The sequence below is a fragment of the Dysosmobacter welbionis genome, from assembly GCF_005121165.3.
In the GTDB taxonomy this organism is placed as follows: Bacteria; Bacillota; Clostridia; order Oscillospirales; family Oscillospiraceae; genus Oscillibacter; species Oscillibacter welbionis.
In genome coordinates this window covers 3,099,988-3,119,404 of record NZ_CP034413.3, presented here as the reverse complement: position 1 = coordinate 3,119,404, position 19,417 = coordinate 3,099,988, and the positions used below count along the sequence as shown (strand labels likewise).

The window sequence follows — 19,417 nt, the reverse complement described above, 5'->3', positions numbered from 1 at the left end:
TTTCTGCGCTTTTCGACAGCAGTATGCAAAAAAAACGCCCCCATTCCGGGGCGTGTTTCTTTGGTCATGCTGTGATCTTTTTTGTAAGCGCCGAGCTGCTTGCTCTCCCATTACTTGGAACACAATGTCCCGCATCCGGTCCCGGGTGTCGCATCCCCCAGCCGCTTGGCGCGGCCGGGGGCCCTGCATCTCACTGGTGCGGGCAGGCAGAGCCCGCCCGCGCCAAGGTCCCTGCTCCGCCGGAACGCTTGAATGCCGGACGCTCGGCACCCACGCTGCACTCACTCTCCCATCACTTGGAACACAATGTCCCGCACCCGGTCCCGGGTGTCGCACTCGATGAGGGTCAGGTTCTGCCAGGGCCCTACGGTGATTTTGCCGTTCACAAAAGGCACCGTGATGAAGGGGGACAGCAGCGCCGCCTTGATGTGGGAGGATCCATTGTCGTCATGCCAGGTCTCATGATGCCAGTAAGGCACCACCCGCCCCTTCTCATCCAGATAGGGGGAGAACACATCCAGCGCCGCCTTCAGGTCGTGGTTCACAATGCCCGGCTCGAACTCCAGGGTCGTCAGGCCCGCCACGCCGCCGGTGGTGAAGCCGGTGACCGTCCCGGCAGAGATGCCGTGCTGCCGGCATGCCTCCTCCACTGCGTGCTGAAAGTCCTCCGTCACGTCGATCATGCCCATGTGGGCCTTGGTGTGGTATGTCTTTTTCTCCGTGTAAACTGCCATCTTCCATGCCTCCTCTGTTTTTTGCATTGTAACACAGTTCCGCCCATGTTACAATGGGAGAAGAGCATTCCCCGCCCTCCGGCGGGAGAGAGGAGGCAGCCGCCCATGGAGTGCGGAATCGTCACCGTGGACCTCCACGGCAGGAACACCTATCAGGCCAAGGTCACGGTGGATGCCCTGCTCCGCCGGGCCGGGGCCGGGACGTACCGGCTCCGCCTGATCCATGGCTGTCATCAGGGCACGGCCCTGCGGGACTTTCTCCAGGTGGAATACGGGCACCACCCGCAGGTGAAGCGCCTGCTCCGCTCCCCCGACGGGGGCGCCACAGATCTGGTGCTGCGGGAAATGACGGAATGATTGAGGAGGTGCGCCTATGCGCATTGCGCTGATCCAGATGCCGGTGCTTCCAGACAAAGTGAAAAATATCCAGACCGCCTGCGGCAAAATCCGGGAGGCGGCCAAGAATGGAGCGGACTTCGCCGTGCTGCCGGAGATGTTCTGCTGCCCCTACGACAACAGCTGCTTCGGCGCCTACGGCGAACCGGAGGGCGGCGAGGCCCAGACGGCCCTGTCCCACCTGGCAGCGGAGCTGGGGCTCTACCTCGTGGGCGGGACTGTGCCGGAGCTGTCGGAGGGCCGGATCTACAACACCAGCTACGTCTACGGCCCCGACGGCCGCCAGCTGGCCAAGCACCGGAAGGCCCACCTGTTTGATATCGACGTCCAGGGGGGACAGCGGTTCCGGGAGTCGGACACCCTCTCCCCGGGAAATGCCATCACCACCTTCGAGACGGCCTTCGGCACCATGGGGCTGTGCGTCTGCTTCGACCTGCGGTTCGAGGAGCTGGCCCGGTGCATGTGCCTGCGGGGGGCAAAGGTGATCTTCGTGCCGGCGGCCTTCAACATGACTACCGGCCCCGCCCACTGGGAACTTCTCTTCCGCCAGCGGGCAGTGGACAACCAGTGCTTCACCGTGGGGGTCTCCCCCGCCCGGGACGAACAGGGCTCCTACGTGGCCTACGGCAACTCCATCGCCGTGGATCCCTGGGGCGCCGTGCTCTGCCGGGCCGGGGCGGAGGAGACAACCCTGTACGCGGACCTGGACGTGGAACGGCTGGAGGCGGTACGGGCCCAGCTGCCCATCCTCTCCGCCCGGCGGACGGATCTGTATGAGGTGCGGGAGAAGTGAGCGGCACAGTCTTCGGCGCATTCTATGACGTGGTCCGGCGGATCCCCGCCGGAAGTGTGTCCACCTACGGCCAGGTGGCGCGGCTGGCCGGGATGCCACGGAGCGCCCGGCTGGTGGGATATGCCATGGCGTCCTGTCAGGACCCAACCGTGCCCTGCCACCGGGTGGTGGACCGCTTCGGCGGCACCAAGGCGGCCTTCGACACCTTTGCCCCCGGCACCCAGCGGGCCCTGCTGGAGGCGGAGGGTGTGGCCTTTCGCCTGGACGGCACGGTGGATCTGGAACAGTGCCTCTGGACACCGGAATCATAAAAACATGAGGAGAGCGGCTTTTGCCGCTCTCCTCTGCTCGTTTCTCACAGCTTCCGGCTGTTGTATGCCTCAATGCCGTGGGCCAGGACCTCCATGGCCCGCCGCAGATCCGCCTGCTTCAGGATATAAGCCAGCCGGACCTCGTCCCGGCCCTTGCCGGGGGTGCCGTAGAAGCCCTCGCCGGGTGCGAACATGACGGTCTCCCCGTTGTCCTGGAACTCCTCCAGCAGCCAGGTCTGGAACTTGTCGGTGTCATCCACCGGCAGCTTGGCCATGAGGTAGAAAGCGCCCTTGGGGCACTCGCACACCACGCCGGGGATCTGAGATAGGCCCTCCATGCAGGTATCCCGCCGCCTGTGGTACTCCTCCCGCACGGCGGAGAAGTAGTCGGAGCCTACGCCGTACAGGGCGGCAGCGCCCAGCTGGTCCAGCGTGGCCGCGCACAGGCGTCCCTGGCAGATCTTCAGGGCCTGGGCCATCAGTTCCCGGTTCCGGGACACCAGGATGCCCACCCGGGCGCCGCAGGCGGAGAACCGCTTGGAGATGGAGTCCACCACCACCACGTTCTCGGCCGCATCGTCAAACTGGGCCATGGAGGCCAGAGGCTCGCCGCCGTAGACGAACTCCCGGTACACCTCGTCGCTGATAAGGAACAGGCCGTGCTCTTTGGCGATGTCCGCCATCAGGCGCATCTCCTCCGGGGAGAGGACCACGCCGGTGGGGTTGCCGGGGTTGGTCACCAGGATGGCCCGTGTGTGCTCGTTGATCAGGGGCTCGATTCGCGCCCGGTCGGCGTAGCGGTAGCCCTCCTCCGGAGTTGTGGGGATAGGCCGGATCACGCCGCCGGTGACACTGACAAAGGTGTTGTAATTGGGATAGAAGGGCTCCGGGATCAGGATCTCGTCTCCCTCGTCCAGAATGCAGGTCAGGGCCATCTGCAGCGCCTCGCTGCCGCCGGCAGTGGCGTAGATGTCCGATTGCTCCAGGTGGATGCCCAGGTTGGCGTAGTAGCCCTGCACCGCCGTCAGAAACTCAGACACGCCGGGGGCCGCCGCATAGGCCAGCACTGGGTCCTGGAAATTCTTCACCGCGTCAAAGAAGGCCTTGGGCGTCTCAATGTCCGGCTGGCCGATATTCAGATGATAGATCTTGCGGCCCTTGGCCTCTGCCGCCAGCTCATAGGGCAGAAACTTCCGCATGGGAGAGAGCTCACACCGCTGAATCTTGCTGGAAAATTTCATAAAAAAGACCTCCTTGGTCGGATTTTGTAATCTCATTTACGGCGGCCGGCAATAAAAAACGCCCCTGACATCTCTGTCAGGGGCGAACATTCCATTCCGCGGTACCACCCTGATCTGCCTCCGAATGGGAGGCATCTCATGTCATCCGGTAACGGGGATGGGCCGTTCCGCTCCTCGCGGACTGCTCCAGAGTGGCTGCCGTGCGGCGTGGGCTGGGGGCTTGCACCGTCTCCCCCTCGCTTCTAAGCCGGTTTCGCAGGGCTGGCTCTGTCATCGCGTTTATGATAGTCCCATTATACGTCTTTGCGGGGATTTGTCAAGCAGAGGTTTTCAGAAATCTCCGCTGAAGGCCTGCATCCGTCAGGTCTCCTCTTCCGTCGGGAAGGGAGGCTCGTCCGCCTCCGGGGCGGGCGCGCCGCCCATCTGCATCTCCTGCCACTGGGCACGGGTGATCAGCAGCTGCCTGGGCTTGGAGCCCTCGAAGGGCCCCACGATGCCCCGTTCCTCCATCTGGTCCACCAGGCGGGCGGCCCGGGAGTAGCCCAGCTTCAGCCGGCGCTGGAGCATGGAGACAGAGGCCTGCCCGGTCTCCAGCACCACCTCCACGGCGGCGGGGAGCAGCTCGTCCCCCTCGTCCTCTCCGGCCTCCGGCGCCGCGGCCGCGGCGCCCTTGCCGCCTTTCTCCTTCTCCTGCATGGACTCCTCGATCTTGGCCATGACCTCATCGGAGTAATGCGCCTCACCGGACTGCTTCACGAACTCCACCACCCGTTCGATCTCCTCCGGGGAGATGAAGCAGCCCTGGACGCGGGTGGGCTTGCCCTGGCCCAGGGGAGCGTAGAGCATATCGCCCTTGCCCACCAGCTTCTCCGCGCCGGTGTTGTCCAGGATGATTCTGGACTCCAGAGAGGATGCCACAGCAAAGGCGATGCGGCTGGGAATGTTGGCCTTCATGAGGCCGGTGATCACATCTGCGGAGGGCCGCTGGGTGGCGATCACCAGATGGACGCCGGCGGCGCGGCCCATCTGGGCCACCCGGCAGATGGACTCCTCCACCTCCTTAGCAGCTACCAACATCAGGTCGGCCAACTCATCAATGACCACCACCACGCTGGGCAGCGTCTCCAGGTCCTCACTGGCCCGGGCCAGGCGGTTGAACTCCTCCAGCTTCTTCACACCATGCTCAGAGAAGGTCTTGTACCGCTTCATCATCTCGAACACCGCCCATTGGAGGGCACCAGCGGCCTTTTTGGGATCCGTCACCACCGGGATCAGCAGGTGGGGAATGCCGTTGTAGGGGGCCAGCTCCACCATCTTGGGATCCACCATGATAAAGCGGACCTCATCCGGGGTGGACTTGTACAGCAGCGACACAATCAGGGAGTTGGTGCACACGGACTTGCCGGATCCGGTGGTGCCGGCGATCAGCACGTGGGGCAGACGCTCGATATCCCCCACGATGTTCCGGCCGCCGATATCCCTTCCCAGGGCGAAAGCCACTTTGGACTTGTGCTCTGTGAACTCCCGGGACTCGATCACGTCCCGGATCAGCACCGGCGTCACCTGCTTGTTGGGCACCTCGATGCCCACCACGGAGATCTTGTCCGGAATGGGGGCGATCCGCACGCCGGAGGCCCCCAGGGCCAGGGCGATATCATCCGACAGGTTGGTGATCTTGCTGAGCTTCACGCCCTGGTCCAGCACGAACTCATACCGGGTGACGGAGGGGCCGTGGACCACGTCTCCGGCAGTAGCGTCCACACCGAAGCTGGTGAGGGTCTCCGCCAGGCGGCGGGAGTTGTTCCGCAGCTCTGCGCCGGTCTCGGCATAGTTTTCCTCCCGGCTCTCCTGCAGCAGGGTAATGGGGGGGAACTGATAGGTGTCCGCATCCTCCGTCAGCTTCTGCTCAATCTCCGCGGTCACCGCTGCCGTAGCAGCGGCTACCTCCTGGGCCACGGCCTTCTTCCCCGCCGCCGGGGCAGGCGGGGCGGCAGGCGCCGCGGGGGCGGGCTCCGGAACGGATACCTCTTCCGCCACGGGCGCCGGGGTGGGAGCGGCCTTGGCGCGGGCCGGAGACGGCGCAGGTTCCAGCGCCGCCTGCTCCGCCTCCTTGTCGGAGAGCACCTGGTCCGGCGTCTTCATCTTGTCGGACTTATGCCGGAAGAAGCCGGTAAACCGGCCGGACTCTTCCTCCGGCTGTGCGGACGGCTCCTCGCCGTCCAGGGGAATGTCGATGGCGGGCCTGCTCTGGCGCTCTCCCCGCCGCTGGGGCGGCTCCGCAGGAGCGATGTGGACGGCGGGCGTAGGCTCCGGCTCCTCCTCGTACTCCGGCCGGTTCCGTACCATCTCCAGAACGGCGGAAGGCGTCACATGCAGGGCCGCCAGCAGCAGAACCGCCAGCAGCAAGCCGAAGAGGAAGAGAGACACCACCTTGGAGACCGCCAGCACCGCCGCCTCCGCCAGCAGGCCGGAAACGGCGCCGCCCGCCTTCAGGGCAAGGCCCGCCGTCCAGAGATTCTTCAAAACGCCCCAGCCGTTCAGCGCATAGTCTCCCCCTGCGAAAATGGTGTGGAACAGCGCTCCTGCCAGCAGCGGCAGCAGCAGGGCGCAGGTGGCCCGCAGGGTGACCGGGCGGCCCCGGTGCAGCAGCAGGATCCCTCCTGCCAGCAGCATGGCAGGGCCGGCCAGCCAGTAGCCGTAGCCGAACAGTCCCTTCAGGAGCTTGGCCAGCAGGTCGATGAGGATCGCCTGCACGCCGCAGTAGCTCACCAGCACACACAGCGCCAGCACCAGCAGTATCACGCCCCCCACCTCCCGGCGGATGGGACGCTTCTGAGGCTGCTTACCCTTGGCCGTGCGTGAGCCGGAGCGGCTGCCGCTCTTTTTCGTTGTCGTCTTCTTCTGCGTTGAGGATGCCATGCTTCTCTCCTTCGAGGTTCCAATCTCCTTTGTTTACCGTCAATGCAGCGCAACGGAGATGCGCCGCAAAATCTTCGGTTTTCCAGAGGCCCTTTCCTGAGCGGCCTGGCCGAACCTGCCCGTTCCAGGGTCTGGCTCCGCCGGACGCCTGATGCCGCTTCCGCCGCGGACGTGCTCTGCGCACCAAAGGCAAGTTACTTCAGCACAAGTGTCAGCGCCAGCACGATCAGGCCCACTGCCCAGCAGTAATACGCGAACCAGCCGAACTTGCCTTTATCGGCGATCATCTTCAGCAGGCGGATACAGATATAGCCCACCACGGCGGCCACCGCCACTCCCACCAGATACACGGGAATATCCGATACGATGATGGAATTCTCCTGAATGGCGTCCTTCAAGGTCAGGATGTTGGCCCCCAGGACGGCAGGGATGGACAGCAGGAAGGAAAAGCGCACCGCAAACTTCCGGTCAAAGCCCACAAAGCAGCCGGCGGTGATAGTGGTGCCGGAGCGGGAGATGCCGGGGCAGGTGGCGATGGCCTGGGCAATGCCCACCAGCAGCACATCCAGCAGCTTGGCGCTCCGCTCCGTCTTGCGTCCTTTTTTTACCCGGTCGCTGGCGAACAGCAGAAAGCCCGTCACGATCAGAGCCCCCGCCACGAAATAGATATTGCCGGACAGGCCCTCCACCAGATCCTTCACCGGCAGCACCACAAACAGGGGCAGCGTGCCCACGATAATCAGCAGGATCATCCGCCGTGCCGGCGGGATGGGGTTGGGTGTGGTGCCGCGAACCAGATCGCGGACGCCGTCGATCAGCTCCACGATCATGTCCCGGATATCCTGCCAGTAGGCCGCGAACACTGCCACCAGGGTTCCCAGGTGCAGCAGCACGTCAAAAAAGTCCGGCGTCGCCGGAACGCCCGCCTGGCCCAGGAAGTGCTCCGCAATGGCCAGATGGCCGGAGCTGGAGATGGGCAGGAACTCCGCCAGGCCCTGGATCAGGCCCAGCAGGATGGATGACAGCAAAGACAATGGATTCAATCCCCCAGTCATTTAAAATCGCACATACATGCTTGAGTATATCACGGCCAGGCTGAAAATTCCAGTCATATTTCCGCATAGCCCGGAGAAAAGCAAAAAACAGACCGGCCGTTCAGGACCGGTCTGCTCATTTGTATGCAGCGGCCGAAGGCGGTTCACGTCTCCTCCAGCGTCTCCAGCGCGGCCTTGGCCGCCGCCTGTTCGGCCTCTTTCTTGCTGTGGCCGGAACCGGCGCCGATGGGCAGTCCGTTGAGCTGCACCTCCGCCTGGAAGGTCTTGTCGTGGTCCGGCCCCGCCTCGCCGGTCATGTGGTAGGTGAGCACCTGATCCGCCTGGCGCTGGACCAGTTCCTGCAGAGCCGTCTTGTAGTCCCGGCGGCGCTCCTCCACTACCTCTTCCTTCTCTGCGTCCAGCAGGCAGCGGTGGATCAGGGCGGAGGCCGCCTCGATCCCCCCGTCCAGGTACACAGCGGCAAACACCGCCTCCGTGGCGTCTGCCAGGATGGAGATCCGCTCCCGGCCGCCGCCAGCCTCCTCGCCCCGGCCCAGCTTCAGATACTGGCCCAGGCCCAGCTTCTGCGCCACTTCATACAGGCTCTGCTCACACACCAGGGCCGCCCGGATGCGGGTCAGGTCCCCCTCCGGAAGGTCCGGGTGCTGGCAGAAGAGAAACTCCGCTGTCACAAAGCCCAGCACGGAGTCCCCCAGGAACTCCAGCCGCTCATTGCTGCGCAGCCCACCGGCCCGGTGCTCGTTGGCGTAGGAGCTGTGGTTCAGCGCCTCCTCGAGAAGAGCCTGGTTGCGGAAGGTGTAATTCAGTTTTTTCTCCAGATCCCGCATATCGTCCACTCCCAAAAGGAAGCCCCGCTCTGCGCGGGGCGTTCCTGCAAGTTATCCGTTCAGCTTGCCTGCCACGTAATTCACCGCGTCGCCCACGGTCTTGATGGCCTTGACCTCGTCCTCCGCCGTCTGTCCCAGCTCGAACTCCTCCTCCATGGCCATCACCAACTCCACCAGGTCCACAGAGTCGGCGCCCAGGTCGTCTTCAAAGGAGGTCTCCAGCGTCACCTCGTCCAGCTCCATACCAAACTGCTCGGACACCAAATCCTTCATGGTCTGAAAAATTTCCTCATTCGACATGTCGTTCACCCCTCAAGGAAAAATGGTTCTGTGCCTTGCTGGGGTAATCATACGGCAATCTCTACGGCGGTGTCAATAGGAAATCAATTTTTTTCCATGCCGGGCTGGACCCGCATGTGTTCGATGTTGGCCTGAATGTCCGCGATGAAACCGCTTTCCGCATACTCCTTGGCCCGCAGCACCGCATTTTCGATGGCCCTGGCGTTGGAACCGCCATGGGCCTTGATCACCGGCTTTTGGATCCCCAGGAAGGGTGTGCCGCCCACCTCGCTGGGATCCAGCAGCTTTTTCATCTGCCCCAGATCCCCTTTCACCAGACCGGCGGCCAGCTTGGTCTTGGTGCTGGAGAGGAACATCTCCTTCAGGGACTTGAGCAGGAACTTGCCTACGCCCTCCATGGTTTTCAGCATCACATTGCCGGTGAAGCCGTCGGTAACGATCACATCGGCGGTGCCCATCATGGCCTCGTTGGCCTCCACATTGCCGATGAAGTGGATGCGGCCGGCCTCCCCAGCCTCTTTCAGCAGGGCGTAGGTCTCATGGCGCAGGGTGTCGCCCTTCTCCTCCTCCGCACCGATGTTCAGAAGGCCCACCCGGGGCTTTTCGATGCCCATGACCCGCTGGGCGTAGTAGCTGCCCAGGTACGCAAACTGGAGCAGGTACTCCGGCGTGCACTCGGCGTTGGCGCCGCAGTCGCAGAGGACCGCCCGTCCCCCGGCGGTGGGAATCTGGGGCCCCATGGCGGCCCGGCGGATGCCCCGAATGCGCTTGACCACCAGCGTGGCCCCGGAGAGCAGCGCCCCGGTGGACCCGGCGGAGACAAAGGCGTCTCCCGCGCCGTCCTTCAGCAGGTTCAATCCCACGGTCAGGGAGGAGTCTGGCTTCTGCTTGAAGGCCATGGCGGGGTCATCCGCGATCTCCACCACCTCTTTGGCGTCCTTGATCTCCACCCCTGCGGGCAGGCTCTTCTGGCCGCAGGCCTCCACGGCCTTCAGCACCTCCGCCGTCCGGCCCACCAGAATGATCTCCACCCCATGGTTCCGGTTGGCGTCCAGCGCGCCCCGGACGATTTCCAGCGGCGCGTTGTCTCCGCCCATTGCGTCTACAATGATCTTCATGCTTCCCGCACCTCCTGCTTGATTTGGTCGATGATGGCCAGTGAACGGGCCGACAGCTCCGCGTTCTTATTCCGCTTCCCCTTCACCCGATGGTCCAGGGGCGGCATGATGCCGAAGTTGATATTCATGGGCTGGAACATCGTGACGGAGGGATTGGACACATACAGCCCCAGAGCGCCGATGGCGGTCTCCCGGGGGAAATCGACGGGCGGCCTGCCGGTCAGGCGCCGAGCGGTCTCCACCCCCACCAGAAAGCCGGAGGCGGCGGACTCCACATATCCCTCCACGCCGGTCATCTGGCCGGCAAAGGAGAGCCGGGGCTCCGCTTTCAGCCGGTAGTACCGGTCCAGCAGCCGGGGAGAGTTCAAAAAGGTATTCCGGTGCATGACGCCGTAGCGCAAAAACTCTGCGTCGTGGAGGGCGGGGATCATGGAGAACACCCGCCGCTGCTCCGGGAATTTCAGGTGGGTCTGGAAGCCCACCAGGTTGTACACCGTGCCGTCGGCGTTGTCTCGCCGCAGCTGCACCACGGCGTAGGGCTCCTTTCCCGTGCGGGGATCCTTCAGCCCCGGGGCTTCAGGGGGCCGTAGCAGAGGGTATCGTGGCCCCGGCGGGCCATGACCTCCACGGGCATACAGCCCTCAAATACCATCTTGTCCTCAAAGCCGTGGACCGGGGCCTCCTGGGCCGTGGTCAGCTCCTTCCAGAAGGCGTCGTACTCCTCCTCGGTCATGGGGCAGTTGACATAGTCCGCCGTTCCCCGGTCATACCGGGAGCCGAACCAGGCCTTGTCCATGTCCACGCTCTCGGCGGTGACCAGGGGGGCCGCCGCGTCGTAGAAGTGGAGGGCGGTGTCCGCCCCCAACAGGGACTGGAGCCGCTCCGCCAGGGCGTCGGAGGTCAGGGGGCCGGAGGCGATGACCACCTCCCCTCCGGGATCTCGGTCACCTCGCCGGGCACCACGGTGATATGGGGGTGGCTGCGGATCTGCTCCGTCACCATGCGGGCGAAGCCGTGGCGGTCCACCGCCAATGCGCCGCCGGCCTCCACCCGGGTGGCGTCGGCGCACTGGAGGATCAGGGAGCCCAGCCGCCGCAGCTCCTCTTTCAAAAGGCCCACAGCGTTTTCCAGCTGGTCGCTCCGCAGGGAGTTGGAGCAGCACAGCTCCGCGAAGTATTCCGTCTCATGGGCGGGGGTCTTTTTTTCCGGCTTCATCTCCCGGAGGGTGACGTCGATACCCCGCTGGGCCAGCTGCCAGGCAGCCTCCGAGCCGGCCAGGCCGGCGCCGATAACTGTTACATTCATAGTTTGGATCCTTTATCTATCGTTGGTTGATGGTGCGTCCCATGGGACGGGGAATCTGGCTCCCGCCAGGGGCCGTTTCCACGGGGGATGCGCCCCCCATTCTCTTTTTGTTCTTGACAAAAAGAGAATGCGCCGCGCCCGGTGGAAGAGAAAAAATCGCTTTTGGTCGCAACTTTGCACGTGCGTGCAAAGTTGCTGTACGGGGGTCGGCGTAAGATGGTGCCTGCGGGGTTGCGAGGGCTTCCCGACGGGCGCGGCGGAGTACGGTGCAGACTTGAACACTGACTCCCGCGGCGCGGTTCCGACAAAAATCGGGGTGCAAGGACGCATTTGACCAGATTCTCTTTCCGCGCGTTCCGCTTCGCTACGCGCTGCCCCGGCGGTCGTGGGAGCTTGCACCAGCTCCCGTCAACCGCCAAGCCAGCGGCAGCGAAAAGAGAAGCACCTCAATGCGATGACCACCCCGACGATCTCCGCACCATCCGCCACGGGACGGCAGTTACAAACTTGCAGAAGGGAAAAGCGTGCCCGAAGGCAGGCCAAAATCGGCGCTTGCACCGATCCGCCGACCCCCGTCGCGCGGAGGCGCGAACGCGCCGGAGCGCGTCTAAGCGGTCTTTTCTTTTGGACCGTGCACGGCCCGTTTTCTTTTCCACAAGAGGGAAAAGAAAATGGGGGTGCATCCCGCTGGACCAGCCCCCTGCGGGAGCAGAAGTCCCCGTGGCCGCCGGACGGCGGCCCGTATCACCTTAGCTCCTCTGGTCGCTGCGTCCCAGCAGATAGTCGGTAGTAACGCCGAAGTAGTCCGCCATTTTCATCAATCCCGGCACATCCGGATAATGCCCGCCGCCCTCATAATTTTGGTATTGGCGAGCACTGATTTCAAAAACAGCAGCCATCTGTGTCTGTGTCTTGCCAGACTCCTTGCGCAGTTGTCTGACCCGTTGTGCAAAATTTTCCATGCCCCACCCCTTGACTTGCAGTTTAATTTCGTGTATATTGTAAACACGAAATTAAACTACGATTTTGGAGATGATTCATCATGACTGACCCTCTGGACATTCTCTTCGAGAACCTCCTGGAGCACCTGGACGAAAACCTCCCCGGCACCTGCTGGCCGCTCTACCAGCGGGAGAGCCGCCTGGAGAATGCTCTGCTGGCCTCCCTGACCCCGGAGCAGATCGAACTGCTGGAGTCCTATCAGGCCGCCGCCTGGCGCTGCACGGAGCAGGAGGAGCGCTTCCTCTTCCGCTCCGGCTTCCGCCTGGCCCGGGAGCTGTCACTCCTTCCCGGCGGGCTTCTTCGCCTTTGACGCGACCGTCTTTTTGGCCGCGGTCTTTCTGCTGGATGTGGTCTTGGCCGCCGCTTTGGAGGCCGTCTCCTTCTTGGCCGCAGGCTTCTTTGCGGCAGTCTTGGCGGCTGCCGGTTTCTTGGCGGCGCTCTTTTTCGCGGCGGTCTTAGCGGTGTCCGCCTTCTTCGCTGCGGCTGTCCGCCTGGCGGGCTTCTTCTCCGCTGTCTCCTCCGCCGCAGCGGCAGACTCCGCGCCCTCGGCGCTGTCCGCGGCCTTCTTCCTGGGATAGCCCCGCTTCTCCTCCGGCAGGAAGTTGCTGCATTCCGGATTGATGCAGAAGGGCTTCTTGAATCCCCGGCCCGCCTTCTTGAACATGGTGTGGCCGCAGACCGGGCAGTCGTCCTTCACCGGCACGTCCCAGGTCATGAAGTCGCACTTCGCCGTCTCGTCCTTGCTGTTCACATGCTCACAGCAGTAGTAGGTATACTGCTTACCGGTCTTCTTGCTGTTGCCGGTGCGCTTCATCAGCCGCCCGCCGCACTTGGGGCAGCGGCCCGGCATCTCCACCACCAGCGGCATGGTGAACGTGCACTCGGGGTAGCCGGGACAGGCCAGGAAGCGGCCGAACCGGCCGGACTTTACCACCAGATTCCGCCCGCACTCCGGGCAGATCTCCTCGCTGACCTCGTCGGGCACCTTGATGCGGGCGCCGTCCAGAGCCTTTTCGGCGTTCTCCAGGTCCTGCTCAAAGTCCCCGTAGAACTCCCGCAGCACGTCCTTCCAGGCGGTCTTTCCCTCCTCCACGGAGTCCAGCCGCTGTTCCATATTGGCGGTGAATTTCAGATCCGCGATGTCGGAGAACCGCTCTTTCATCAGGGCGGTCACCACACGGCCCAGGTTGGTGATGCGGAGGTACTTGCCCTCCTTCACCACGTACTCCCGGTCCAGGATGGTGGACACAGTGGGAGCGTAAGTGGAGGGGCGGCCGATGCCCTGCTCCTCCATGGCCCGGATCAGCGTGGCGTCTGTATAGTGGGCCGGGGGCTGGGTGAAGTGCTGCTCCCGGTCAAAGTCCTTCAGGGTCAGAGGTTCGCCCTCCCGCAGGGCGGGCAAGGGGGATTCCTTCTCCTCTTTCTCCTCGTCCTTGCCCTCCTCATACACGGCGGTGTAGCCGGAGAATTTCAGGCTGGAGGAGCTGGCCCGGAAGCTGTGTCCCGCCGCCTCGACCTCCACGGCCACGCTGTCGTACACGGCGTTGGCCATCTGGCTGGCCACGAACCGGCTCCACACCAAGCGGTAGAGGCGGTACTGCTCGCCGGTCAGGTCCTTTTTCAGCTGCTCCGGCGTCCAGTTGACGTTGCTGGGGCGGATGGCCTCGTGGGCGTCCTGGGCGCCCGCCTTGGCCTTGTAGCGGTGGGTCTGGGCGTAATGTTCGCCGTAGCGGCCCGTAATGAAGGTCTTGGCGGAGGCCAGGGCCTCCTCACTGATCCGCAGGGAGTCGGTACGCATATAGGTGATGAGGCCCACGGTGCCCTCGCCCTCGATATCCACGCCCTCGTACAGCTGCTGGGCGATGGCCATGGTCCGCCGGGGCGTCATGGAGAGCTTGCGGGACGCCTCCTGCTGCATGGTGGAGGTGGTGAAGGGCGGAGAGGGGCTGCGCTGCTTGTCTGTGCGCTTCACGGTCTTGACGGTGAAGGGGGCGTGCTCCGTCTCATGGACCACAGCATCCACGTCCTCCGCCGACTTCAGCTCCGCCTTCTTGCCGTCCTTCCCGTGGTAGCGGGCGGCGAAGGGGAGCTTTTTCGCGTCGTCGCCGAACAGGTTGGCATCCAAGGTCCAGTACTCCTCAGGTTTGAACTCCTCGATCTCCCGGTCCCGGTCGTCCACCATGCGGGTGGCCACGGACTGGACCCGCCCGGCGGAGAGGCCCCGGCGGATCTTCTTCCACAGCAGGGGGCTCAGCTCATAGCCCACGATCCGGTCCAGGATGCGGCGGGCCTGCTGGGCGTCCACCAGCTTCTGGTCGATGTCCCGGGGCTCCCGGATGCTCTCCTGCACCACGTTCTTGGTAATCTCATTAAAGGTGACCCGCCGGGTCTTCTCGTCCGGCAGGTTCAGCAGCTGCTTCAGGTGCCAGGAGATGGCCTCTCCCTCCCGGTCCGGGTCGGTGGCAAGGTAGACCATCTCCGCACTCTTGGCGGACTTCTTCAGGTCGGCGATGATGTCCTCCTTGCCCTTGATGGGCTTGTAGACCGGCTCAAAGTCGTGCTCCAGGTCCACGCCCAGGGTGCTCTTGGGCAGGTCCCGCAGATGGCCCATGCAGGCCTTCACCTCAAACTCCTTGCCCAGGTATTTTCCGATGGTTTTGGCCTTCGCGGGAGACTCCACGATGACCAGGCTGTGTTTTGCCATAGTTACCTCCAAGCGCCCAGGATCGGGCGCGTGTTTATTCCGTCAAATTCACCGCGCGGGCGTACCGCTTCCCGCTGTGCTGTGTCACCAGATGCTCGATCTCCAGCACGGTCAGGGCCGACAGCACCCGCCGAGTGGGGATGCCCGTCAGCTCGATCAGGTCGTCTGCCAGCATGGGCTCCTCCGTCAGCGTCCGGAGCAGGCAGATCTGGTCGTCGGTCAGACTCAGATTATTGTGGGACAGGCTCACCGACGGAGCCACCGGCTTGGGCTCCGTCTTCTGTCGGGCCTGATAGCCCAGCACAGGGGGCGCGTCCTGCGTCCCCTCCCGGCGCAGCTTGTCCGGGAACCGGGCCTCGTATTCCCGCAGGATGTCCCAGGCGTCGGACGCCAGCCCGGCGCCGTCGCGGATCAGGCGGTTGCAGCCCACGCTGGCCGGAGCATCAATGGGTCCGGGGACAGCGAACACGTCCCGCCCCTGCTCCAGGGCGGTGCCCGCCGTGATGAGCGCACCGCTGCGCTCCGGCGCCTCCACCACCAGGGCTGCCAGAGAGAGGCCGGATAGGATGCGGTTGCGCACCGGGAAATGCCGTCCATCCGGCGGCGTGCCCGGCGGGTACTCGCTGACCAGCGCGCCAGCCGCCGCAACATCCTCATATAGGTATTGATTTTCCGGTGGGTAAATCACATCCGTGCCGTTGCCCAGCACCGCCGCCACCGTGCCGCCGGCCCGCAGGGCGCCCCGCAGCGCCGCGGAGTCGATGCCTCGGGCCAAGCCGCTGACCACCACGGCTCCGCCGGCGGCCAAGCCATGGCCCAGCTTCTCCGCACAGGAGACGCCGTAGGGCGTGCAGTCCCTGGTGCCCACCACAGCCACCGCCGCCTCATCGTCAAAAGCCGGCAGGCGGCCCCGGACATACAGCAGACAGGGCGGGTCGTAAATATTCCGCAGCCGGTTGGGATACCCCGCGTCCTGGAGGGTGAGGATGTTCACATTCAGCCGCTGGCAGTCCGCCAAAATCCGGTCCGCAGCGGCGCAGTCCTTGTTCTCCAGCAGGATCGCCTGCTCCCGGGTGATGCCCTCGGTCAGCAGCACCTCCTCCGCCTCCGCGTAGTACACGTCCTCCGGCGTGGGGAAATGCTGCAGCAGCGCCAGCCGGGTCTGGTTCGTCAGCCCCGGCAGCTCCGTCAGCCACAGCCAGTATTTCAGCGCGGACATGGACTTCCCTCCTCAGTCGTCTCTCGCCGCCTCCCACAGCAGCACGGCCGCCGCAGCAGCAGCGTTCAGGGACTCGCAGTGACCGCTCATCGGGATCCTCACCGTCAGGTCACAAGCCGCCAGCGCGTCCGCCGAGAGGCCCTTCCCCTCGCTGCCAACGGCCACGGCGCAGTGAGAGAAGTCCGCCCGCCGCACGTCCACCGTATCGCTCCGAAGGGCCGCGCCATACAAGGGCAGGCCGCTCTTCGTCAGCAGCGCCCGCAGCTCTTCCAGCCCGCAGGTCCACACCGGGCAGCGGAACACCGCACCCATGGAGGCCCGAACGGTCTTGGGATTGTATAGGTCCGCGCAGGCGTTCACCAAAAACAATCCGTCGGCGTGAAAGGCGTCCGCCGTCCGGAGGATCGTTCCCACATTCCCCGGATCCTGAACCCCGTCCAGGACCACGTACCGGCGGCCGGTCAACTGTTCCGGAAGCGTCCGGCCCGGCAGGCCGCACACGGAGAGGACGCCCTGGGGCGTCTGTGCGGGAGAGATGGATTTCATCAAATCCCCGGGTACCTGGACGCGGCGGACAGTATCGGGCAGGGCAGGCAGGGCGGCGGGGTCCGTGCAGACCACTGTCCGCAGGCCCGCTCTCCACAGCAAAGCCTCCTCCAGCAACTTGGGGCTGTCGCAAAGGAACTCCCCGCAGTCCCGGCGATAAGAAACGGAGGACGCCAGCTTGCGGAGATGGGTGCACAGCGGATTGGTCCGGCTGGTGATGATCTCCATAGGGCGCGCCTCCTTTTCCGGTCATTCTGCTCCCCGTGCGTCCATCCGTTCCAGGTGCTGTCCGGAGACGGGGATGCGCTCTATGCCCGGTGGGACATAGAGCGCGAAAGGTCCCATTCGGCAGCCCTTGGCCGCCGCAGTCCATGGAATTTCATGGAAACCGCTGTGGGGATTTATACAAAAGCAAGTATAGCATAAGCTCTTCTGTGATTCAAGTCAACGATTTTTTTCACAGCACCCTGGAATTTCATACCTTATAAATAAAAAAACACCGGCCGCTGCAGCCCGGCCGTTACAGATTCAACAGCCCGGAGCCCAGGTGGGAGCTCCGGATCCGGCCTTCTCCGGAAGGGTGCCGCCTTCGTGCTCTCCCATTTATCGCCTCCGGAATCTCTCTCCTCCCCCTGCGGCGCAGGTGCCTCTGCTTCTCAAGTCCACTGTTCGACCGCCCCGGTGCCGTACACATTCCGCTCTAAATCCAGAGCCGGTGCGCATATCCGGAGAGGATTCCGTTTTTCTGCCGGCGGTTTTTGCCTTGACAGCAGACGGAGGAGTACGCCGGCCAGCGGCGTACTCCCCCTCTTTCCGCCGGGGCAAAGGCCCCGCCGGGTCAACTTCTCCATTTGCAGCTCTCCGCAAATCCGGCCTTAGCCGGACGTTTGCCAGCACAGGCTCTCCGGCCGGATGCGCTCATTCCAGCGGCTTCATCGTGGGGAAGAGAATGACTTCCCGAATGGTGTCGGAGTTGGTCAGCAGCATGACGCAGCGGTCGATGCCGATTCCAAGGCCGCCGGTGGGGGGCAGGCCGTACTCCAGGGCGTTGATATAGTCCTCGTCCATCATGCCAGCCTCGCTGTCGCCCTTGGCCCGCAGCTCCACCTGCTTCTGGAACCGCTGCTTCTGGTCGATAGGGTCATTCAGCTCGGAGAAGGCGTTGCCCATCTCGCTGCGGCAGATGAACAGCTCGAACCGCTCCGTCAGCCGGGGATCCTGCGGGGAACGCTTGGCCAGAGGGCTCACATCCACTGGGTGCATAGTGATGAAGGTGGGCTGTACCAGCTTCTCCTCCACCTTCTGATCGAAGGTCTCATACAGGGCATTGCCCCAGGTGGGGTCCGCCGTCTCCGGCAGCTCCACGCCGATGGCCTTGGCAGCGGCCACCGCCTCCTCATCAGATGAGATAGCCATGAAGTCGATGCCGGTGTACTGTTTCACGGCCTCATGCATGGTCAGCCGGGGCCAGCCGGGGGTCAGGTCGATCTGCTCGCCCTGCCACTCCACCTGATAGGTGCCCAGGATCTTCTGGGCGGCAGAGGACAGCAGGTCCTCAAACAGATCCATCATGCCGTTGAAGTCCGTGTAGGCCTGATACAGCTCCACAGTGGTAAACTCCGGGTTGTGCTTGGGGTCCATACCCTCGTTGCGGAAGATGCGGCCGATCTCATACACCCGGTCCAGGCCGCCCACAATCAGCCGCTTCAGGGGCAGCTCTGTGGCGATACGCATATACATATCGATGTCCAGAGTGTTGTGGTGGGTGATGAAGGGCCGGGCAGTGGCGCCGCCGGAAATGGTGTTCAGCACCGGCGTCTCTACCTCCATATAGCCCCGTTCATCCAGGAAGTCCCGGACGTGCTTGATGAACTTGGACCGGATGACGAAGTTTCGCTTCACCTCCGGGTTCACGATCAAATCCACATACCGCTGGCGGTACCGGAGCTCCAGATCTGTCAGGCCGTGGAACTTCTCCGGCAGGGGCAGCAGCGCCTTGCTCAACAGCGTGATGTTCTTGGCCCGGACACTCATCTCGCCCCGCTGGGTGCGGAACACCTCACCCTCGACGCCCACGATGTCACCGATGTCGAACTTCTTGAACTTCTTATAGACCGCCTCATCCATCTCGTCCTGGCGGGCGTACAGCTGGATGCGGCCGTCCCGGTCCTGCAGGTCACAGAAGCTGACCTTGCCCATGCCCCGCTTGCTCATCAGGCGGCCGGCCACCTTCACGGCCCTGCCCTCCATCTGGTCAAAGTGCTCCTTGATCTGTGCAGAGGTGGCGTCCCAGTCGAACCGGGTCTGCTGGAAGGGATCCTCGCCTGCGGCCTGAAGGGCCGCCAGCTTCTCCCGCCGGACGCGGCGCTGCTCACTCAGCTCCTGCTCCGGCTGCTGGGTTGTCTTCTGTTCAGACATGTCCGCTCTCCTTTACCGCTCGATCTTCTGCACCGTGTAGACGATGGCGCCGCTGGGGGCCTCCACCGTAACGGTGTCCCCCTCCTTGGCTCCGACCAGGGCCTTGCCGAAGGGAGACTCCTCGGAAATGATGCCGTTCATGGGGTCGGACTCCTGAGAGCCCACGATGCGGTAGGCGGGCATGGTGTTGCCGTTCTTGTCCGCCACCGTCACCTTGCAGCCGATGGTCACCACGTTGGTGGGGGCGTTGCTCTCGTCCACGATCACCACGTGCTGCAGGATCTCCTCCAGCTCTGCGATGCGGGAATACAGCTTGCCCTGCTCGTTCTTTGCCTCGTCGTACTCGCTGTTCTCGCTCAAATCGCCGAAGCCCCGGGCCACCTTGATCTGCTCCGCCACCTCGTCAGACCGGGTGGTCTTCAAATAGTTCAGCTCTTCCTGCAGTTCCTGGGCGCGGGCCGCGCTCATCTTGTACTCTCTTTCCATGTGGACCGTATCTCTCCTATCCTTTGGCAGGGCGGCCGATGCG

The 19,417-nt window shown here is 63.9% G+C and carries 17 protein-coding genes and 1 pseudogene; 4 read left to right on the top strand and 14 right to left on the bottom strand.

Annotated features, from left to right (window positions below; translation table 11 throughout):
* Window positions 1-281: 281 nt before the first annotated feature.
* Window positions 282-734, bottom strand: a complete 453-nt coding sequence (locus EIO64_RS16225; protein ID WP_025545446.1) for a YjbQ family protein — start codon at window positions 732-734, stop codon at window positions 282-284.
* Window positions 735-839: 105 nt separating this feature from the next.
* On the opposite strand from EIO64_RS16225, the gene EIO64_RS16220 reads away from it, so the two are divergent.
* The 3 genes from EIO64_RS16220 to EIO64_RS16210 are packed head-to-tail and all read left to right on the top strand — an operon-like array spanning window position 840 to window position 2,234.
* The gene (locus EIO64_RS16220; protein ID WP_025545444.1) at window positions 840-1,091 is read left to right on the top strand and encodes a Smr/MutS family protein; all 252 of its coding nucleotides are present in this window, start codon (window positions 840-842) and stop codon (window positions 1,089-1,091) included.
* Between the two features lie 16 nt (window positions 1,092-1,107).
* On the top strand, window positions 1,108-1,923 hold the full coding sequence (locus EIO64_RS16215; protein WP_119310786.1) for a carbon-nitrogen hydrolase family protein: 816 nt from the start codon (window positions 1,108-1,110) through the stop codon (window positions 1,921-1,923).
* The gene (locus EIO64_RS16210) at window positions 1,920-2,234 is read left to right on the top strand and encodes an MGMT family protein (RefSeq protein ID WP_021747376.1); all 315 of its coding nucleotides are present in this window, start codon (window positions 1,920-1,922) and stop codon (window positions 2,232-2,234) included. Before EIO64_RS16215 ends, EIO64_RS16210 begins: the two co-directional genes overlap by 4 nt.
* A gap of 44 nt (window positions 2,235-2,278) precedes the next feature.
* Here EIO64_RS16210 and EIO64_RS16205 read toward each other — a convergent pair whose 3' ends face one another.
* The 8 genes and pseudogenes from EIO64_RS16205 to EIO64_RS16170 all read right to left on the bottom strand — a co-directional run bounded on the left by EIO64_RS16205 (window position 2,279) and on the right by EIO64_RS16170 (window position 11,961).
* Window positions 2,279-3,475, bottom strand: a complete 1,197-nt coding sequence (locus EIO64_RS16205; RefSeq protein ID WP_036629202.1) for a pyridoxal phosphate-dependent aminotransferase — start codon at window positions 3,473-3,475, stop codon at window positions 2,279-2,281.
* 360 nt (window positions 3,476-3,835) lie between these two features.
* The gene (locus EIO64_RS16200) at window positions 3,836-6,394 is read right to left on the bottom strand and encodes a DNA translocase FtsK (RefSeq protein WP_136891629.1); all 2,559 of its coding nucleotides are present in this window, start codon (window positions 6,392-6,394) and stop codon (window positions 3,836-3,838) included.
* A gap of 194 nt (window positions 6,395-6,588) precedes the next feature.
* Window positions 6,589-7,428 carry an undecaprenyl-diphosphate phosphatase gene (locus tag EIO64_RS16195; RefSeq protein WP_036631136.1) on the bottom strand — a complete coding sequence of 280 codons (840 nt, stop codon included), beginning with the start codon at window positions 7,426-7,428 and terminating at the stop codon, window positions 6,589-6,591.
* A 164-nt stretch (window positions 7,429-7,592) separates the two neighbouring features.
* On the bottom strand, window positions 7,593-8,276 hold the full coding sequence (gene rnc, locus EIO64_RS16190; protein WP_021750890.1) for a ribonuclease III: 684 nt from the start codon (window positions 8,274-8,276) through the stop codon (window positions 7,593-7,595).
* Window positions 8,277-8,327: 51 nt separating this feature from the next.
* The gene (gene acpP, locus EIO64_RS16185) at window positions 8,328-8,576 is read right to left on the bottom strand and encodes an acyl carrier protein (protein WP_021750891.1); all 249 of its coding nucleotides are present in this window, start codon (window positions 8,574-8,576) and stop codon (window positions 8,328-8,330) included.
* 83 nt (window positions 8,577-8,659) lie between these two features.
* Window positions 8,660-9,694, bottom strand: coding sequence for a phosphate acyltransferase PlsX (gene plsX, locus EIO64_RS16180; RefSeq protein WP_021750892.1), 1,035 nt, complete (start codon window positions 9,692-9,694; stop codon window positions 8,660-8,662).
* A pseudogene (gene trmFO / locus EIO64_RS16175) lies at window positions 9,691-10,999 on the bottom strand (methylenetetrahydrofolate--tRNA-(uracil(54)-C(5))-methyltransferase (FADH(2)-oxidizing) TrmFO). Before trmFO ends, plsX begins: the two are co-directional and overlap by 4 nt.
* A gap of 749 nt (window positions 11,000-11,748) precedes the next feature.
* Entirely contained in the window at window positions 11,749-11,961 is a 213-nt protein-coding gene (locus EIO64_RS16170; RefSeq protein ID WP_021750751.1) for a helix-turn-helix domain-containing protein, read from the bottom strand.
* Window positions 11,962-12,041: 80 nt separating this feature from the next.
* Here EIO64_RS16170 and EIO64_RS16165 point away from each other — a divergent pair, with 80 nt between their 5' ends.
* Window positions 12,042-12,311 (top strand): hypothetical protein, encoded by a 270-nt coding sequence (locus EIO64_RS16165; RefSeq protein WP_021750752.1) that lies wholly within the window; start codon window positions 12,042-12,044, stop codon window positions 12,309-12,311.
* On the opposite strand, the gene topA is transcribed toward EIO64_RS16165, so the two are convergent.
* The 5 genes from topA to greA all read right to left on the bottom strand — a co-directional run bounded on the left by topA (window position 12,279) and on the right by greA (window position 19,374).
* Window positions 12,279-14,705, bottom strand: coding sequence for a type I DNA topoisomerase (topA, locus tag EIO64_RS16160; RefSeq protein WP_136891628.1), 2,427 nt, complete (start codon window positions 14,703-14,705; stop codon window positions 12,279-12,281). The genes EIO64_RS16165 and topA overlap by 33 nt on opposite strands.
* A 34-nt stretch (window positions 14,706-14,739) precedes the next feature.
* A complete protein-coding gene (gene dprA, locus EIO64_RS16155) occupies window positions 14,740-15,924 on the bottom strand; it encodes a DNA-processing protein DprA (protein WP_021751600.1) in 1,185 nt (394 codons plus the stop codon).
* Between the two features lie 12 nt (window positions 15,925-15,936).
* Entirely contained in the window at window positions 15,937-16,698 is a 762-nt protein-coding gene (locus EIO64_RS16150; RefSeq protein ID WP_025545358.1) for a TrmH family RNA methyltransferase, read from the bottom strand.
* A gap of 690 nt (window positions 16,699-17,388) precedes the next feature.
* On the bottom strand, window positions 17,389-18,888 hold the full coding sequence (lysS, locus tag EIO64_RS16145; RefSeq protein ID WP_025545356.1) for a lysine--tRNA ligase: 1,500 nt from the start codon (window positions 18,886-18,888) through the stop codon (window positions 17,389-17,391).
* Between the two features lie 12 nt (window positions 18,889-18,900).
* A complete protein-coding gene (greA, locus tag EIO64_RS16140; protein ID WP_021750729.1) occupies window positions 18,901-19,374 on the bottom strand; it encodes a transcription elongation factor GreA in 474 nt (157 codons plus the stop codon).
* Window positions 19,375-19,417: the final 43 nt, after the last annotated feature.

What these genes read in the sequence shown, in the direction of transcription:
- EIO64_RS16225 (WP_025545446.1), bottom strand. Translation starts at nt 734, where the DNA reads ATGGCAGTTTACACGGAGAAAAAGACATACCACACCAAGGCCCACATG.
- EIO64_RS16220 (WP_025545444.1), top strand. Translation starts at nt 840, where the DNA reads ATGGAGTGCGGAATCGTCACCGTGGACCTCCACGGCAGGAACACCTAT.
- EIO64_RS16215 (WP_119310786.1), top strand. Translation starts at nt 1,108, where the DNA reads ATGCGCATTGCGCTGATCCAGATGCCGGTGCTTCCAGACAAAGTGAAA.
- EIO64_RS16205 (WP_036629202.1), bottom strand. Translation starts at nt 3,475, where the DNA reads ATGAAATTTTCCAGCAAGATTCAGCGGTGTGAGCTCTCTCCCATGCGG.
- EIO64_RS16200 (WP_136891629.1), bottom strand. Translation starts at nt 6,394, where the DNA reads ATGGCATCCTCAACGCAGAAGAAGACGACAACGAAAAAGAGCGGCAGC.
- rnc (WP_021750890.1), bottom strand. Translation starts at nt 8,276, where the DNA reads ATGCGGGATCTGGAGAAAAAACTGAATTACACCTTCCGCAACCAGGCT.
- acpP (WP_021750891.1), bottom strand. Translation starts at nt 8,576, where the DNA reads ATGTCGAATGAGGAAATTTTTCAGACCATGAAGGATTTGGTGTCCGAG.
- plsX (WP_021750892.1), bottom strand. Translation starts at nt 9,694, where the DNA reads ATGAAGATCATTGTAGACGCAATGGGCGGAGACAACGCGCCGCTGGAA.
- EIO64_RS16170 (WP_021750751.1), bottom strand. Translation starts at nt 11,961, where the DNA reads ATGGAAAATTTTGCACAACGGGTCAGACAACTGCGCAAGGAGTCTGGC.
- EIO64_RS16165 (WP_021750752.1), top strand. Translation starts at nt 12,042, where the DNA reads ATGACTGACCCTCTGGACATTCTCTTCGAGAACCTCCTGGAGCACCTG.
- topA (WP_136891628.1), bottom strand. Translation starts at nt 14,705, where the DNA reads ATGGCAAAACACAGCCTGGTCATCGTGGAGTCTCCCGCGAAGGCCAAA.
- dprA (WP_021751600.1), bottom strand. Translation starts at nt 15,924, where the DNA reads ATGTCCGCGCTGAAATACTGGCTGTGGCTGACGGAGCTGCCGGGGCTG.
- EIO64_RS16150 (WP_025545358.1), bottom strand. Translation starts at nt 16,698, where the DNA reads ATGGAGATCATCACCAGCCGGACCAATCCGCTGTGCACCCATCTCCGC.
- lysS (WP_025545356.1), bottom strand. Translation starts at nt 18,888, where the DNA reads ATGTCTGAACAGAAGACAACCCAGCAGCCGGAGCAGGAGCTGAGTGAG.
- greA (WP_021750729.1), bottom strand. Translation starts at nt 19,374, where the DNA reads ATGGAAAGAGAGTACAAGATGAGCGCGGCCCGCGCCCAGGAACTGCAG.